Source organism: Nonomuraea sp. bgisy101 (genome assembly GCF_057708945.1).
Genome location: NZ_JBYITD010000005.1, coordinates 1 through 16,494, shown reverse-complemented (window position 1 = coordinate 16,494; position 16,494 = coordinate 1). Strand labels below are relative to the sequence as shown.

Genomic DNA, 16,494 nt, shown 5'->3' with positions numbered 1-16,494 from the left:
CACGCAAGCGCATATGCACACCCGAGGGAGATATTCGCTAAGGGACAATCAGGCACCCGGCGCCCCAACACTCCGGACACCCTAGCAACGCCACATACTCCACTCAAGCCGCAACAATTTGTTAATGTCGCAATTGCCGCTTTTATTGGCATTTAGTTGCGCCATTGTTCATGATCTTACCAGTCCGGCCACTCTCCGGTCGCGCTCGGCGACGTGAAGGGCGGCGAGCACGGCCGCCCTGACCACCGCCTGCGGCGTGTAGAGATCCTTGTCGTGCCAGAGCGCCGGCTGATCGTCCAGGTCGGCGTCGCGCAGGAACACATACCCCGCGGCGGCCGCCTCAGGAAGGCGCGGATCGACTCCGGCCGAGGTCTGCAGCAGAACCTGCAGCGCGTAGGCGGTTTCCTCGGGGCTGCCCTGCCACCTCCCCCACGAGCCGTCCTCCCGCTGGGTGTCCAGCACCCACGTCACCGCCGCCAGGACCGCGTCCTTCGCCTCCGGCCCGCCGTACTCGTCGAGGGCCAGCGCGCAGGCCGCGGTCGCGTAGTACGGCGAGGCGTGCCAGCGGTCCTCCCAGCCACCGTCGGGGCGCTGCCTGTCCTGCAGCCACCGGGCCAGCCGCGCCATAGCGGGGCGGTAGCGGCCCTCGGCCTCGGGGCGGCACTCCACGTACTTCCCGAACGCGTCCAGGACGTGGGCGTTGACGCTCAGGGAATGACCGTCCTCCCCCTGCCACGTGCAGAAGTGCGTGCCCGCGTCGAAGGCGAGCAGGCTGTCCGGCTGCTGCGGTGCGCCCAGCAGCGCCAGCGCGTAGAGGGCGACCGACGTGGTGTCGGCGTCGGCGGGCAGGCCCGTGCCCGCGGGGGTTCCCGCCGGGCCGATGGCCGCCCTCAGGTCGGCGACCATCTCAGGCGGGACGTCCAGCTCGATGCCCGCCCTGGTCAGCCAGCTCAGCACCCAGCCGCGCTCGAAGACCGTGATCGGCAGCCCGACCGGCACCGGGCCCCCGTGCCTTCTGGCGACCGCCTCAAGATGCTGGACGGCCAGCACATCGCCCACAGGCCCGCGGTCACCCGACACCCGATCGCCGGAACGGCCCGCCGCGCCGAAGCCCGCATGTCCGATGGCCGCGTACTCGACGACCGCATGCCCGGCAGCCGCGTTCCCCGCGCCCGCGTTCCCGACGTTCGAGGCGCTCGCGTTCCCATGGATGTCAGTCCCGCGGGTCCCGGCCTCCGCGGGCTGGAGACCGGCGGGTGCGGAGCGGGAGGCGGCGAGCCAGGCGGCGGTGGCGGCGGGAGAGGCGCCGATCGTGCCGATCGCGGTCGGCCGGACGTGCGCGCCTCTCGCCGCGGGTCCCACGATCTCGAGCGCGTGCAGGAGCTTCTCCGGAAGCTCGGCGCCTGAGGCCGCCCGCCCGCGCACCGCCTCAAGGAGGTCGTGGTTCATCCCGCTCGGCAGCGGCAGAGCGTCGCTCGCGCCGTCCAGGTGCTCGTTGATCAGCGAGACGAGGGACGGGACGATGAGCTCGATGGCCGGCAGGTCGGGCAGGTCGGCCGCCGCGCGCAGCCGCACCCGGAGGACCTCCACCCCGCGGTCGGCGGCGGCGGAGAGCTCGGCGCGGCCGGATCGGCGGTGCTCGGACAGCAGCGCCTCGACCGCGCTGAGCGTGGGCACCAGGTCGTAGCCGTCGGGCGCGCCCCAGGTGCCGTCAGGCCGCTGGGTGCGCAGCAGGTAGTCCACCCGTTCGGCGTGACCGGCCAGCCAGGGGGTGAGCGTGACGAGGCGGCCCGTCTCGTAGACGGAGGCGGTCATCTGTCCCCATGGCCTGGCCATGAGCCCGTCCACCAGTTCGCGGGCCGCGAAGGCAATGTCACTCACAACTCTCCCAAGATGTTCGAGGTACCGAAGAGGCCGGTGGTGAAGCCGATCTGGCGTTCGAGACAGGCCGCGGTGCGCGGGAGTCTGCCTTGAGAACCTCGATCCGCGCCGTCGCGGCACGGGCGAGCACCGTCATCGCGGCGTTCACCTCGTCGCGGTCCGTGCCGGGCTTGAGCGTGTTGTGGCCGCCCCAGCTGACGTCCCCGCGACAGGCGGCAGGGGCGCTGAGCGGGCGCGGGTACCGCTGTACCGCGGCGCCGACGGTCACGGAAGCGCGGGGCGGTCCCCGACTCGTCGCGCAGGTCGCGCGGGCGCTCGGCGGCCGGCGCACAGGTGCTTCCCGGCTGCGCGGTCTCGGCCGGCTCGGGGGTCATCCGGTGCCCGGCATGAGCGTCAACCGCCCCAGGGGCCCGAGGCGGGGGAGGCAATGCCATAAGCTGGCACAAACCTGGAGATATCTACCGCGGAGATCCGTCCAGTGATGGTCTCGACGCTCTGTCCGGCAGCGGACGCCGCGATCACCGAGTCTTCGCGCGCCGGGCGACCGGTCGACATGTACTCCTACTTCGCAATCATGATGGTTCGCGTGGAGTATCACATGATCGCCCGGTACTGATCAAGGTTGGAGATTGATGGCGACTTATGGCGTCATGCCAGTGCATCGGAGGATCGATGGCTGACCTCGCGCTTCCTGCCGACACCCTCTCCCGGTGCCGTGAGCTGCTCGAACCAGCCATGCGCGCGGCGGTGGCCGACCTCCACCCATGGGGCGCGCGGATGGCCGCCTTCTCTCTCGGCTGGTCGGACATCGACGGCACCCCCATCGAGGGCGACGCGGGCAAGGGATTGCGCCCCGCGGTGGCGATGCTGTGCGCGCAGGCCGCGGGCGGCACGCTCGAGACGGCCCTGCCCGGCGCCGTCGCGGTGGAGCTCGTTCACGCCTTCTCGCTCGTGCACGACGACATCATCGACAGCGACGAGCGCCGCAGGCACAAGCCCGCCGTATGGAAGGCGTACGGCGTGGGTCCGGCGATCCTGGCAGGGGACGCGCTGCTGGCGTTGGCGATCAGGTCGGCGGCGACCGGCCCTCATGCCGCGGCCGCCACGGGGCACCTGTCGTCCGCGCTGGTACGGCTCGTGCACGGCCAGACGCAGGACATGGCCTTCGAGGAGCGGCCGTGGACCGGCCACGACGCGGTCAGCGTGGCCGAGTACACCGGCATGGCCGCCGACAAGACCGGCTCGCTGCTGGCCTGCGCCGCCGCGCTCGGCGTCACGCTCGCGGGCGCGTCCGAGCCGCTGGCCGCGCGGATGCACGACATGGGTCTCGAGCTGGGCCTGGCCTTCCAGATGGTGGACGACGTGCTCGGCATCTGGGGCGACCCGTCCCACACCGGCAAGCCCGTCTTCGGCGACCTGCGCCGCAGGAAGAAGACGCTGCCCGTGCTGGCCGCTCTCGCGTCGGGTTCGCCGGCCGGCCGCGAGCTGTCGGCGCTGCTGGCATGCGGCGCCGACGACGAGGACTCGGTACGGCTGGCCGCCGAGCTCATCGAGGCGGCCGGCGGCCGGACGACGACCTTGGCCATCGCCGCCAGGCACGCCTCCAGGGCGCTCGACATCCTGGACAGCACGTTCCCCGCGGCCACCGACCTGCGCACGCTGTGCGTCTCGCTCACGGACCGCACCCACTGACCGGGCCGGCCGGCCGGGGAACGCACCCGGGGGCCGGCCCGGCAGAGACGACCCACGAGGCCGGCCCGCCCGGCACCCGTGGATCGTTACCGGGCGGGCGGCCCCGCCCCTCGGCGGACCGGACCGGAGACCCACGGCTGACCCGATCGGAGATCACTCAGCCGACCGGATCCGAGGTCACCCAGCGGATCCGATCGGAGATCACTCAGCCGACCGGATCCGAGGTCACCCAGCGGATCCGGCGGAAGGCCGCACGGCTGGCCCGACCCAGGGTCACTCGGCCTCGGCCAGGGCCGCGAGGACCTGCTCGCCGTACTTGGCCAGCTTGCTCTCCCCCACCCCCGAGATCCCTGACAACTCCGCCAGCGACCCGGGCCGGCGGGCGGCGATCTCGCGCAGCGTCGCGTCGTGGAAGATGACGTAGGCGGGCACCCCCTGCTCCTTCGCCGTGGCCCCGCGCCAGGCACGCAGCAGCTCGAACAGCGGCTGCGCCTCGGCGGGCAGCTCGGCCACCGCCGCTTGGCGGGCGGACTTGGCCGGCCTGTCGGCCTTCCTGGCCACCGGGTCGTGCCGCAGCATCACCTGCCGCTCGCCGCGGAGCACGGGCGCGGCCGCGTCGGTGTGGACCAGCGTGCCGTAGTCGCCCTCGACGGCCAGCATGCCGAGCGCCAGCAACTGCCGCACCACCCCGCGCCACTGCGTCTCGCTCAGCTCGGTGCCGATGCCGAACACCGTCAGCGAGGCGTGGTCGAACTGCAGCACCTTGTCGGTCTTCTTGCCGAGCAGGATGTCGATCAGCTGACCCGCGCCGAAACGCTGGTTCCGCTCGCGCTTCAGCCGCAGCACGGTCGACAGCAGCTTCTGGGCCGCGATCGTGCCGTCCCAGGTCTCCGGCGGGGTCAGGCAGGTGTCGCAGTTGCCGCACGGCGCGCCCTCCTGCCCGAAGTAGGCCAGCAGGCGCACCCTGCGGCACTCGGCCGTCTCGCAGAGCGCGAGCATGGCGTCGAGGTGCGCGGACTGCCGCCGCCGGTGCGCGTCGTCGCCCTCGGAGGTGTCGATCATGCGGCGCTGCTGCACGACGTCCTGCAGGCCGTAGGCGAGCCACGCGGTGGCGGGCTGCCCGTCACGCCCGGCCCTGCCGGTCTCCTGGTAGTAGCCCTCCATGGACTTGGGCAGGTCGAGGTGGGCGACGAAGCGCACATCGGGCTTGTCGATGCCCATGCCGAAGGCGATCGTCGCCACCATGATCATGCCGTCTTCCCTGAGGAAGCGGGCCTGGTGGGCGGCGCGCGTGCGGGCGTCGAGCCCCGCGTGGTACGGCAGCGCGCTGACGCCGTTCTCCTGCAGGAACGCGGCGATCTTCTCAACCGAGGCGCGCGAGAGGCAGTAGACGATGCCGGAGTCCCCGTCGTGCTCGGCGCGGATCAGCCGCAGCAGCTGCCGCTTCGGCTCGTTCTTCGGCTCGATCCTGTACTGGATGTTGGGGCGGTCGAAGCTGGCCACGAAATGGCGCGCCCGCTCCAGGCCGAGCCTGGCGGTGATCTCGTTGTGCGTCTCGGGGGTCGCGGTCGCCGTCAGCGCGATGCGCGGCACGTCGGGCCAGCGCTCGTGCAGCGTGGACAGCGCGAGATAGTCGGGCCTGAAGTCGTGGCCCCACTGCGCCACGCAGTGGGCCTCGTCGATCGCGAACAGCGAGATCGGCCCCCTGGCCAGCAGCCGCAGCGTCTGCTCGGAGCGCAGCCGCTCGGGCGCCAGGTAGAGCAGGTCGAGCTCGCCGGCCACGAACGCCTCCTCGACCGCCGCCCGCTCCCCCTGCTCCTGCGTGGAGTTGAGGAACCCGGCCCTGACGCCCGCCGTGGTCAGCGCGTCGACCTGGTCCTGCATGAGCGCGATCAGCGGGGAGACGACGACGCCCGTGCCCTGCCGTACCAGAGCGGGGATCTGGTAGCACAGCGACTTGCCGCCGCCTGTCGGCATCAGCACCAGCGCGTCGCCGCCCACGACCACGTGGTCGATGATCTCCTGCTGCCCCTCCCTGAAGGAGTCGTAGCCGAAGACGCGCCGCAGCACGTCGGTTGCCTGGGAAGCGCGCTCGGGGGAAGTCACCGGGCCACTCTAGGAGAGGTCGCCGACGAATTCGGCCGCACGGGCGAGGTGCGCGACACCTGGCGCCCCAATCAGCGGTCAGCCCATGGCGGGCGAGGCGATGACGACGGTGACGTCGGCGGGGTCGTCGCCGGTCCGGTAGCCGTGCGGCGCGTCGCCCGCGAAGGCCAGCAGGTCACCCGGCCCGAGCAGGCGGAGGTCGTCGGCCGGGCCCGCGTGGAGGCGTCCCGAGGCGACCAGGAGGTGCTCGGTCGTGCCCGGCGCGTGCGGCACCCCGTCGACGGCCGCGTGCGGGGGCAGGCGCAGCCGCCACAGCTCCAGGCTGTGGCCGCCGCTGATCCGGCGCAGCAGCTCCCTCGTGGGCCCGTCCTCGGCGGCGGGGGTCGCCTGGAGGTGAAGGGTGCCTGGGCCGCCTTCACGGGTCAGCAGGTCGGTGAGCGGGATCGCCAGGGCGACGGCGATGGCGTCGAGGGTGTCGATCGTGGGATTGCCCGTGCCTGCCTCCAGCTGCGAGAGCGTCGCCTTGCTCAGCCCCGTCCGCCTGGCGAGCTCGGCCTGGCTCATCCCGCGTTGCATCCTGCGGCGCTGGACCTGGGTCCCGGCCGCCGCGGCGGCGCTGCTGGCCGGGCGCCTGTCCCTTTCCACGCCGCTCACGCGAGCGGCCCGTGGGCGGCGGCGTAGGAGACCCTGACGCGGCCCTTCTTCACCTTCACGCCTGAGATCGTCACCTCGGTCAGGTCGCCGAGGCTGCGGACGTGCGTGCCGCCGCATGGGGCGGCGTGCAGGTCGCCCAGCCGTACGATGCGCAGGCCCTCGGCGTCGTGGTCCACGGTGACGGGCAGGTCGTCGGCCACCATCGCGGCCACGAACGCGCGCAGCCGGTCGGCGGCCTTGTCCCTGTCCTCGGCATCGGCCAGGTCCGCGCCGGCTTCCGGCGGGGTGAACTCGATGCGGGCCTGGCCGGGGAAGTGAATGCTGCCGGCCAGTGCCCACCCCTCCGTCCGCCCCGCCGCCTCGACGAGGTGACCGGCGGTGTGCAGCGCCGCGTGCAACAGGCGCAGGCCGGCGTCGACGCTCGTGTGGACGATGTCCCCCTCGGCGAGTCCCTCCAGCCCGTCTTCTTGGCGGGCCCGCACCATGACCAGCCCGCGCGCGGAGTCACGGAAGGGGACGACCTCGCACTCGCCCAGCCGGCCGCGGTCGGCCGGCTGGCCGCCGCCTTGGGGATGGAAGATGTTCCGCCGCACCGCGACCCAGGTGTCGCCATCGTCGGACCGCTCCGCCGCGAGCACCGGCGTGGCGACCTCCGTGAGATAGGTGTCCGCCAGATACTCGTTATACTGAACCATACGTTGATTATATCAAACGGCCCGCGAGCAGCGGGAGCACGTGGTCGCGCACCGCGGGCGCCAGGACCAGGTCGCGCTCCCCCGCCGGCGCCCATCGAAGGTCCGCCAGTTCGGCCGCGGGGCTGGGATCCCGGCTGATCCCCGCCTCGAACACGGTCATGCGCATGGGGACGCCCTCCAGTGCGGCGACGCGGCGATCGCCGCGGCCACGACGATCAGCGGTCGCATGCTTTCTGCAGTCATGTCCGCAATGTAGCCGCCCAGGCGTTCATGCCCGTTTCGGTCAGGACGTGGTCGAGAGCGGTGAGCGCCGCCCCGTGCAGCGCGCCGTCGTCCCCGAGCACGGCGGCCAGCACGCGCGGTGGATCCGCCCTGCGGAAGCGCATGAGCCCGCCGGTCAGCGCGGCCTCGAACCGCGCCTCGGCCGCCGTCCGCAGGGGCTGGGCGAGGCCGCCGAGTGTGACGACGTCGGGGTCCAGGGCGTTGATGAGTCCGGCCAGGCCGGCGGCGAAGCCGGTGGCGGCCCGCTCGACGGCCGCCGCGACGGCAGGGTCGCCCGGCGCCTTGGCGATGGCCGCCAGCGCGTAGGTCCGGGGGTCGCCGGGCGGCCGATCGCCGAGATGGCGGGCGATGGCCCTGCCGTCCACGGCCAGGTCCCAGCATCCCGTGGCCCCGCACGGGCAGCGCAGACCCGGCTCGCCCAGCGGGAGGTGACCGAACTCGCCGCCCGCCCCGGTCGCCCCGCTGACCGGTTGCCCGCCGACGACCAGGGTGCCTCCGACGCCCACCTCGATCGTCACGTGCAAGGCCGTGGCCGCACCCGCCGCCGCCCCCTCGCGGGCCTCGGCGACGCCGGCGAGCGTGGCGTCGTTGCCGATGAGCAGGGGAAGGCGCGAATCGGCGGCGATGGCGCCGAGGTCCACCGCGTCCCAGCCCAGGGTGGAGGCCTGCACGACCCTGCCGTGCTGCACGGTGGCGGTGACCGCCACGCCGACGGCCCTGACCCGCTCGCCGTACCGGTCGTGCACCCGGCGCACCGCCTCGGCGATCGTCGCGATCACGGGCTCTGGGCTGCGGCTGGCGTGGGGGCCTCCGTCGACGATCTCCGGCTTGCCGTCGAGCGCGGCGACCGCGCACCGCCAGTCCTCCTGCCGCAGGTCGACGGCCACCACGATCGGCCCGTCGGGATGCGGGCCGAGCACCGTGGTCGGCCGGCCCCGCCCCGCCACGGCGGCCGGCGTCTCGGACAGGAGGGTGAGATCCCGCAGACGCGCGGTGATCTCCGTGGCCGAGCCGCTGCTCAGCCCCAGCCGCTGCGCCACCGCCGCTCTCGTCACGCCCGGCTCGCGGCGCATCTCCTCGAGGACGGCCAGCGCCCCGCGCCAGCGAGCGTCCCCGACCCGAGAGGGACTTGCCATCCGCACCATCGCCTCCTTTATGCTCGATGGACGAGTTTATACAGAAGGAGGCCACGTGAGACGACGGCCAGACCTCGGCGGGCTCGAGGCGGTACTTCTGGACATGGACGGCACTCTCGTCGACTCCGACGCGTCCGTCGAGCGAGCCTGGTCCACCTGGGCCGGCGAGTACGGCGTGCCCGTGGACACCGTGCTCGCCGTGGCCCACGGCAGCCCGGCCGGCCGTACGGTCGCACACCTCTTACCGCGACTCGGTCCCGAGGAGGTCGCGATCGCGGCGCGACGGCAGCTCGCCCTGCAGTACGACGACCTGTCGGACGTCGCCGCCGCACCGGGCGCGCACGAGCTGCTCGCCACGCTGGACCGATGCGGCCTGCCCTGGGCGGTGGTGACGAGCGCCGACGGACGGCTGGCGAAGGCGCGCCTGGCCGCGGCGGGGATCGACCCTCCGCTCCTGCTCACGATCGACGACGTCCGGCACGGCAAGCCCGATCCCGAGGGATACCTGCGGGCCGCCGGCCTGCTGCGGGCCGATCCCGCCGCCTGCCTCGTGGTCGAGGACTCCGAGCCTGGCCTGGCGGCGGGCACGGCGGCGGGCATGCCGACGGCGGCCCTGCGCGGCCTCGACGGCGACCTGCGCCTGTTCGACCTGGGGCACCTGGCCCATCTGCTGCGCCGCGCCCGTACCAGCCCGTGGTGGCGCGACGCCGTCGGCTACCAGGTGTACCTGCCGTCCTTCGGCGACAGCACGGGTGACGGCTGGGGCGACCTGGCAGGCGCGGGCGAGCACCTGGACCATCTGGCCAGGCTCGGCGTCGACGTGGTCTGGCTGACGCCGTTCTTCCGGTCGCCGATGCGCGACCACGGCTACGACATCGCCGACCACCGCGTGGTGGACCCGTCCTTCGGCGGGGACGCCGCGCTCGACGAGCTGCTCGCGCGGGCGCATCGCAGGGGCATGCGGGTGATCGGCGACCTGGTGGTGAACCACACCAGCGACGCCCATCCCTGGTTCACGGCCGCCTCCTCCTCCAGAGCCGACCCGTACCGCGACTACTACATCTGGCGCGATCCCGCCCCCGACGGCGGCCCGCCGAACAACTGGCTGTCCCACTTCGGCGGCCCCGCCTGGACCTTCAGCGAGGCCACCGGCCAGTACTACCTGCACCTGTTCAGTCCGGAGCAGCCCGACCTCAACTGGCGCAACCCCGCGCTCGCCGCGCAGGTCGACAAGGTCATCGAGCACTGGCTGGCGCGCGGCCTCGACGGGTTCCGCATCGACACCGCCGCCTACCTGGTCAAGGACGCGGACCTGCGGGACAACCCGCTGTTGCCCGCCGACCTGCTCGTCCCCGTGGGCGGGGTGACCATGGAATGGCGCCGCCAGGACCACCGCCACGACATCCACCAGCCCGACGTGCACGCCGTGCACGAGAGGTGGCGGCGGGTGGCCGACCGCCACGACGCGTTCCTGGTCGGCGAGGTCTACGAGCTCGACCCGGGCACGCTGGCCCGCTTCGTCGACGGCGAGCGGCTGCACTCGTCGTTCTGGTTCGGGCTGGTGGAGTCCGGCTGGGATCCCGAGCGGATCGACACCATGCTCGCCGCGGCGGCGGCGGCCTCACCGCGCCTGTCGTGGGTGCAGGGCAACCACGACAGGCCAAGGGCCGCCACCCGCTACGGCGGCGGGCAGGTGGGGCGGCGCAGGTCGCTGGCGCTGCACGTCCTGATGGCGTCGCTGCCCGGCACGATGTGGATCTACCAGGGCGAGGAGCTCGGGCTGGGCGACGGGCACGTGCCGCGGGGGCACGGCGCCGATCCGCTGGCTACGGCCGAGCCCGGCCAGAGCAGGGACGCCGCCCGTACCCCGATGCCATGGCGGCCGGGACCAGGTCTGGGCTTCACCACCGGGCGGCCGTGGCTGCCTGAGGGCGGCAGGACCGACGCCGACACCGTCGCGGCGCAGGAGGCCGACCCCGCCTCCCATCTCACCACCCTGCGCAGGCTCCTGACGACGCGGCGCCGCCTGGCCGGTCCCGCGGCCGCCACAGACGAGATCGCCAGGGCTGATCTCGGCGCGGGCGTGACCGCCTACCGCCGCGGCGGGCTCTGGGCGGTGGCGAACCTGCGCGACGCGACCTCCGCGGAGGTGGAGCTGCCCGCGCCCGCCGTGTTCGACAGCGACGACCCCGCGGTCACGCCGGAGCGGCCGAGGACGGGACGGGTGCGCCTCGCCCCGCAGCAGGCGCTCCTGCTGGCGGGGCCATGGCCGGCGTCGTGAAAGGCGTCGTGAAAGGCGTCGTGAACAGCGTCCCGGACGAGGGTCGGCGCGTCGTCCGCCAGGTCGGGATCGCGCAGGCGGCGCTCGGCTACACCATCAACAGCCTCGGCGCGTGCCTCGTGCTGCTGGCGGCCGAGCTGGGCAGCCGGCCGGAGGAGCTGGCGTGGCTGTCGTCCTCGTTCGGAGTGGGACTGCTGGTCGTCGGCCTGGCGGGGCGGTGGGTGCTCGGCTCGGGCACGCGGCCCGCTCTGCTCGGCTCCGCCCTGGTCGCCGCCGTGGGGACGGTTCTGCTCGCGACCGCCGCCGCCGCGGTCACGGCGGCGGCAGGGGCGCTGCTGCTGGGGCTGGGGTCGGCCGGGTTCGTCCTGGTCACCCCCGCCCTGCTGCGCGGACCCGACGCCGCCGCTGGCCTGGCCCGCGCGAACGCGGCGGCGAGCGTGAGCGCGCTGTTCGGCCCCCTCGCCATCGGCGCGCTGACCGCCGCGGGACTCAGCGGGCGGCTTGCCCTCCTGGTGGCCGTTCCCGCCCTGCTCTTCCTTGCCGCCGACACCCGCCCCCGCCCCACCGGCACCGAGCCTCGCCCGGCGCTCGCGCAGGACCGCTCCGCCAGGAGCGGCTCGCCGGCGGTGTGGCGGGTCGCGGGCGTGTGGGCCGCGATCGTGATCGCGGTGTCGATCGAGTTCTGCTTCACGATCTGGTCGACGGCCCGCCTGCAGGGCACGGGCATGCCCGCCGGCGCGGCCGCGGTCGCGGCGACCGCGTTCCTGATCGGGATGGCGGCCGGACGGCTGGCGGCTCCACGCCTGATCGTCCGCCGGCTGCCCGTCATCCCCGCGGGCTGCGGGCTGGCGGCGGCGGGAACGCTCGTCGTCGCCCTGTTCGACGCCCCGGTACCGGTCACCGCCGGGCTCGTGCTTGCCGGGCTCGGCGTCGCCCCGTTCTACCCCGTCACGCTCGCCCGGCTCATCCAGGTGCCCGGGCTCTCCCCCGCCCGCTCGGCGGCGTACGGCGCGCTCGCCTCGGGCACCGCCATCCTGGCCGCACCCGCGACCCTCGCCGCGCTCGGCTCCGCCCTCGACCTGCGCACCGCCTATCTTGTCACGGTGCTGCCCATGGCGCTCGTCCTGGCCGCCGCCACGCTGCCCGGCAGGGCCCGCGCATGATGTCCCGCATCGAAGGAGGCCCGGCCGAGCGACGCCTTCCACGTGGTGTGTCCCTCCCTGCCGGGCTACGGCTTCAGCGACAAGCCGCGCCACCGCGGCTGGGGCGTCTCGCGAGCAGTCCACCAGGCCGCAGACCGTCGCCCCGGACCGGCGCCTCGGCCGCCCGGCTCTACTGGGAGAGCTTCAAGCAGGTCCAGCGCCGGTTCGCGGGCGCGAACACCGACGTGGTGACGGTTCCGACCGGCTGCTCGATCTTTCCTGAGGAGAACCCCAGGCCCTCGCTTCGGTGGGCGGGCAGGCGGTTCACCGACATCCGTCACTGGAACGAGCTCGACAGGGGCGGGCACTTCGCCGCGTTCGAGCAGCCGGAGCTGTAGGAGGTCCGTGCGTTCTTCGGGCTGGTCCGCTGACGCGTGGGTCCCGCCATGGCCAGCCCCGCCGACAGGCAGGTCAGCGGGATGGCCGGGACGACGTAGCGGACGTCGAACCCGACCAGGAACGGCGGGGCCAGGATCAGCGCGGTGGCGGCCAGGCCAGGGAGCAGGGCCTCGGGGCGCCGCCGTACCGACGCCCCGACGAGGGCGCCCCCGAGCAGCGCGACCAGCAGCGGGTAGGGCAGGTATCCGAAGCGCTGGTAGGCGCGCAGCCAGCCCGCGTAGGGCTCGACCGGCCGCGTCGCCGCAGGGCCGCCCTCGTACGCCTCCGCCGCCGCCCTGGCCGACCGGTTCAGCGGCCGTCGCTCGAAGGGGAACCAGTAGGGGTTCGTCTTCGTCGTACGCGACGACCTGGCCGTGGTGCGCTCCCAACGCAGTAGCCAGCGCAGGTCACCGCCGACGGCGGCCAGGTAGTCGCCGGGCTGGGCGAGGATGGCGGCGCGGGCGAACCGCCCCGCCAGCGCGTTCTTGTCGCGCGGCACCCTGGCCAGCGGTGACCATCGCCCCCACAGCCAGTGGGCGGGCGAGGGCCGCCCGGCCACCGCCGTCGCGGGACACAGCGGCGCCAGCCGCGGCTCCGGCCGTATCGCCGAGCAGTCGGCGAAGGTCATCGTGCGCGACCAGAGGAACAGCCCGTCGGCTCGGGTCAGGCCGAACGTGCCGCTCGTGCCGTACATCCAGGTGGCGTACGCCACCAGGGGCAGCGCACCCGCGAGCACCAGCCCGGCCAGGGCCCGCCATCCGGTACGGCGCAGCAGCAGGTGAGCGGCGGCCAGCACGAGCACGGCCACGCCGACGGTCCTGGTGATCGCCGCCAGCCCGAGCAGCGCCCCGCCGACGCCCGCCGCCGGCGGAGTGACGTCCTGGCGTGACAGCATCAGAACCCCCGCCGCGACCAGCACGGTGAACAGCGCGTCGGCCATGATCATGTGCTCGAGGAGGATCAGGAACTCGTCGTACAGCAGGGGCACGGTGACGGCCGTCGCGCCCCAGCCCGGCAGGCCGCGCCGCCGCAGCACCGCGTACACCGCGACCGCCAGGCCCAGCCCGAGAAGGTGCTGGACCGCGGTGACGAGGGCGAGGCTGTGGCCCGGTCGCAGGGCGGCGAGGAACAGGGAGTACCCGAGTGGCCGGAACGTTCCAGGGACGGGGTGGGCCGCCGCGTCGAGGTAGGAGAAGGAGTCCGCCCAGAACCAGAGCGTGGGCCGGTAGCCGAGCATCGCCAGCGCTCGCAGGACGACGGCGGGGACCAGCGCCGCCAGGAACGCGAGGTGCCCGTTTCCGGGCAGCACAAAGCCAGGTGATGGCAACCGCACGAGGAGACTCCTAGAAGAGGGCCGGCCGGGAGTCCCCGTGCCGACGTGGTCGTCTCCTTGGTGTCACCACTTGCCGAACAAAAGGTTCACCGCGGCTCGGCCCCAGGCGGAGCGCGGCGCCTCTAGAAGCGGAAACGCAGGATCTTCCCCACATCCCGTAGTCCGGGGATGCGCCCCAGCACCCACATCTGCGCCCGCGCCGCCGCCCGCAGCCGACCCAGCCCCGGCATGTCCACGCTCCGCAGCGCGTCCACGCACACCAGCCCGTCGTGCCACCCCTCGATCACCCGCGGGTCGTCCACCCCCCAGTACAGTCGCGCCCCCGCGTTCCGCACGGCCGGCACCAGCTTCTGCAGCCTGATCCCCATCGACCCGTACACGTCGAACAGCAGTTCCCCCGAGGGAAACCGCTCGGTGATCCGCTGGATGAGCCGCCGCCCGTCCTCCTGCCTCAGGTACATCGTCAGCCCCTCGAAGACCGCCACCGTCGGCCGGTCGGCGGGCACCTGCTCCAGCCACCCCTCCTCCGTCACCGACGCCGCGAGCTGCGTGTAGTCGCCGCCGGGAGTGGGCAGCAGCCGCTCGCGCAGCGAGATCACCTCAGGAAGGTCGACGTCCACCCACCTGACCGTGGCGGGCCTGGCGATCCGGTGCGCCCTGGTGTCGAGGCCGCACGCCAGATGCAGCACGGTCGCCGAGGCGTGGGCCGCAAGGAACTCCCCGAGCCAGTCGTCGAGCTGCCTGGCGCGCAGCGCGACGCCCGCGGCGGTGGTCGCGTTCATGCCGGTCCTGCGGAAGTCGTAGTCGATCCGGCGTGCCGCGACGACGGCCTGCTCGTCGCCCAGGATGGGGTCGCGGGAGCGGGCGTCGAGCGCCCTGCCGTACAGGGTGGCGAGCAGGGTCTCCTGGGCTCCTGTGAGGGTGATCCTCTCGCGGCGGTCCATGCTTGCGACGGTAATCCCGTTGCCGTGGATTGTGGGAGTTCGGCACGCTGATCGCCATGAACATCCCTTACCGGCAGATCCGAGCCGCTTACACCGAGGAGTCCATCACCGTCTACCAGGCCTACGACCCGGCCATCGCCGCTCCCGCGTTGGCGGCGCAACGGTTCGTCCCCCCGTTCAAGCGCGGGCGGATGACCTGGATCAAACCGTCGTTCCTGTGGATGATGTACCGCTGCGGCTACGCCACCAAGCAGGGCCAGGGCCGCGTGCTGGCCATCGAGCTCACCCGCGAGGGGTTCGAGTGGGCGCTGGCGCACTCCTGCCTGTCGGACAGGCGGGACATGCCGGTGCGCGTCCAGTGGGACCCCGAACGCGACCCGCGCCACAACGCGCTGCCGTACCGGTCGATCCAGATCGGCCTGTCGGGCGAGGCTGTCGACCGCTACGTCGGCGAGTGGACGCTGTCGATCACCGACCTGACCGAGCGGGTCCGCGGCCTGCACGCGGCGCTGCGTGAAGGCCGGGACCTGACTCCTCTGCTTCCGGCCGAACGCCCCTACCCGATCGCGGAGGCGCTGGCCGAGGTCATCGGCGCGACTCGGGAGTGAGGGAGCGGCTGATGACCAGGCGCTGGATCTGGTTGGTGCCCTCCACGATCTGCAGGACCTTGGCCTCGCGCATGTGGCGCTCGACGGGGAAGTCCTCGACGTAGCCGTAGCCGCCGAGCACCTGCACCGCGTCCGTGGTCACCTTCATGCACGTGTCGGTGGCGAACAGCTTCGCCATGGCCGCCTTGGTCCCGTACGGCCTGCCCGCGTCGCGCAGGCGCGCGGCCTCCAGGTAGAGCGCCCGGGCGGCGGCGATCTGGGTGGCCATGTCGGCCAGCATGAAGCCGATGCCCTGGAAGTCGATGATCCGCGAACCGAACTGGCGCCGCTCCCCCGCGTAGGCGGTGGCCGCGTCGAAGGCGGCCTGGGCCACGCCGACCGCGCACGCCGCGATGCCGAGCCGCCCGCCGTCGAGCGCGGCCATCGCGATGCGGAAGCCCTCGCCCTCGGCGCCGACCAGCGCCGACTGCGGCAGCCGTACCCCGTCGAAGCGAACCTGCGCCGTCGGAGAGGAGCGCATGCCCATCTTGTGCTCGGGCGCGCCGTAGGAGAGCCCCTCGAGCCCGGACGGCACGCGCAGGCAGGAGATGCCACGGGCGCCCTTGTCGCCGGTGCGCGCCATGAGCATGTAGAAGTCGGCGACGCCGCCGTGGGTGATCCACGCCTTGACGCCGTCGACGGTGTAGCCGTCCGGGCCGGGCACGGCGCGGGTGGTCAGCGCGGCCGCGTCGGAGCCCGACGAGGCCTCCGACAGGCAGTAGGCGCCCAGCAGTTCGCCGCCGACCATGTCGGGCAGCAGTTCCTCGCGCTGCTCCGGCGTGCCGAAGGACGCCACGGGGAAGCACGACAGCGTGTGCACCGACACCCCGAGGCCGACGGCCAGCCATCCGGCCGCCAGTTCCTCGACCACCTGCAGATAGACCTCGTACGGCTGGTCGCCCCCGCCGTACTCCGAGGGGTACGGCAGGCCGAGCAGCCCGGTCGCGCCGAGGGTGGTGAACACCTCGCGGGGAAAGCGTCCCGCCGACTCGTCGGCGGCCGCGCGGGGCGCGATCTCCTTGGCGATCAGGTCTCGGGTCAGGTCGATCAGGTCGTGCGCCTCGGGGGTGGGCAGGGCACGCTCAACGGTCATCGCGACACGCTCCAGTAATGGGCTCGGGGTCTCCGATCCCCCGATTCTGTCATCGCGACCGGCAGGGGAAGCCGGTCGGGCGGACCCCGCGCCCGCCAGGGGTGGGAGGGAGCCGGGCGCCACCGTGGGGAAGGCGACGGCGGGCCGGGGGGCCACGGGTGGCCAAGTCA

14 protein-coding genes are annotated in these 16,494 nt (G+C 73.3%); 5 read left to right on the top strand and 9 right to left on the bottom strand.

Annotated elements, in window-relative coordinates; genetic code table 11:
- Positions 1–168 precede the first annotated feature (168 nt).
- Positions 169–1,881, bottom strand: coding sequence for a prenyltransferase/squalene oxidase repeat-containing protein (locus AC3EO4_RS10735; protein ID WP_431895145.1), 1,713 nt, complete (start codon positions 1,879–1,881; stop codon positions 169–171).
- Positions 1,882–2,553: 672 nt separating this feature from the next.
- Between AC3EO4_RS10735 and AC3EO4_RS10730 the strand changes: the two genes are divergently transcribed.
- Complete coding sequence (locus AC3EO4_RS10730; protein ID WP_431895144.1) at positions 2,554–3,573, top strand: polyprenyl synthetase family protein; 1,020 nt, start codon at positions 2,554–2,556, stop codon at positions 3,571–3,573.
- 273 nt (positions 3,574–3,846) lie between these two features.
- Here AC3EO4_RS10730 and recQ read toward each other — a convergent pair whose 3' ends face one another.
- The 5 genes from recQ to AC3EO4_RS10705 form a co-directional block, all read right to left on the bottom strand.
- On the bottom strand, positions 3,847–5,679 hold the full coding sequence (gene recQ / locus AC3EO4_RS10725; protein ID WP_379568716.1) for a DNA helicase RecQ: 1,833 nt from the start codon (positions 5,677–5,679) through the stop codon (positions 3,847–3,849).
- A 78-nt stretch (positions 5,680–5,757) separates the two neighbouring features.
- Positions 5,758–6,324 carry a helix-turn-helix domain-containing protein gene (locus tag AC3EO4_RS10720; protein WP_431895141.1) on the bottom strand — a complete coding sequence of 189 codons (567 nt, stop codon included), beginning with the start codon at positions 6,322–6,324 and terminating at the stop codon, positions 5,758–5,760.
- A 5-nt stretch (positions 6,325–6,329) separates the two neighbouring features.
- Positions 6,330–7,028, bottom strand: a complete 699-nt coding sequence (locus AC3EO4_RS10715; protein ID WP_431895139.1) for an alanyl-tRNA editing protein — start codon at positions 7,026–7,028, stop codon at positions 6,330–6,332.
- Between the two features lie 7 nt (positions 7,029–7,035).
- Positions 7,036–7,194 (bottom strand): NUDIX hydrolase, encoded by a 159-nt coding sequence (locus tag AC3EO4_RS10710; RefSeq protein WP_431895138.1) that lies wholly within the window; start codon positions 7,192–7,194, stop codon positions 7,036–7,038.
- Positions 7,195–7,267: 73 nt separating this feature from the next.
- Positions 7,268–8,446, bottom strand: a complete 1,179-nt coding sequence (locus AC3EO4_RS10705) for an ROK family transcriptional regulator (protein ID WP_379568720.1) — start codon at positions 8,444–8,446, stop codon at positions 7,268–7,270.
- Between the two features lie 55 nt (positions 8,447–8,501).
- Between AC3EO4_RS10705 and AC3EO4_RS10700 the strand changes: the two genes are divergently transcribed.
- From AC3EO4_RS10700 to AC3EO4_RS10690, 3 genes are read left to right on the top strand one after another with little or no spacing between them, the layout of a single operon-like run.
- The gene (locus tag AC3EO4_RS10700; RefSeq protein ID WP_431895136.1) at positions 8,502–10,727 is read left to right on the top strand and encodes an HAD-IA family hydrolase; all 2,226 of its coding nucleotides are present in this window, start codon (positions 8,502–8,504) and stop codon (positions 10,725–10,727) included.
- Positions 10,728–10,747: 20 nt separating this feature from the next.
- On the top strand, positions 10,748–11,890 hold the full coding sequence (locus AC3EO4_RS10695) for an MFS transporter (protein WP_431895134.1): 1,143 nt from the start codon (positions 10,748–10,750) through the stop codon (positions 11,888–11,890).
- 47 nt (positions 11,891–11,937) lie between these two features.
- Positions 11,938–12,267, top strand: coding sequence for a hypothetical protein (locus tag AC3EO4_RS10690; RefSeq protein ID WP_431895132.1), 330 nt, complete (start codon positions 11,938–11,940; stop codon positions 12,265–12,267).
- Here AC3EO4_RS10690 and AC3EO4_RS10685 read toward each other — a convergent pair.
- On the bottom strand, positions 12,207–13,616 hold the full coding sequence (locus AC3EO4_RS10685; protein ID WP_431895131.1) for a hypothetical protein: 1,410 nt from the start codon (positions 13,614–13,616) through the stop codon (positions 12,207–12,209). The two genes, AC3EO4_RS10690 and AC3EO4_RS10685, sit on opposite strands and share 61 nt — an antisense overlap.
- Positions 13,617–13,762: 146 nt before the next feature.
- Positions 13,763–14,584: a class I SAM-dependent methyltransferase gene (locus AC3EO4_RS10680; protein WP_431895129.1), complete on the bottom strand. Its 822-nt coding sequence runs from the start codon at positions 14,582–14,584 to the stop codon at positions 13,763–13,765.
- A 56-nt stretch (positions 14,585–14,640) separates the two neighbouring features.
- On the opposite strand from AC3EO4_RS10680, the gene AC3EO4_RS10675 reads away from it, so the two are divergent.
- Positions 14,641–15,192, top strand: a complete 552-nt coding sequence (locus AC3EO4_RS10675; RefSeq protein WP_431895127.1) for a DUF4291 domain-containing protein — start codon at positions 14,641–14,643, stop codon at positions 15,190–15,192.
- Here AC3EO4_RS10675 and AC3EO4_RS10670 read toward each other — a convergent pair.
- Positions 15,170–16,324: an acyl-CoA dehydrogenase family protein gene (locus AC3EO4_RS10670; RefSeq protein ID WP_431895125.1), complete on the bottom strand. Its 1,155-nt coding sequence runs from the start codon at positions 16,322–16,324 to the stop codon at positions 15,170–15,172. The two genes, AC3EO4_RS10675 and AC3EO4_RS10670, sit on opposite strands and share 23 nt — an antisense overlap.
- Between the last annotated feature and the right edge of the window lie 170 nt (positions 16,325–16,494).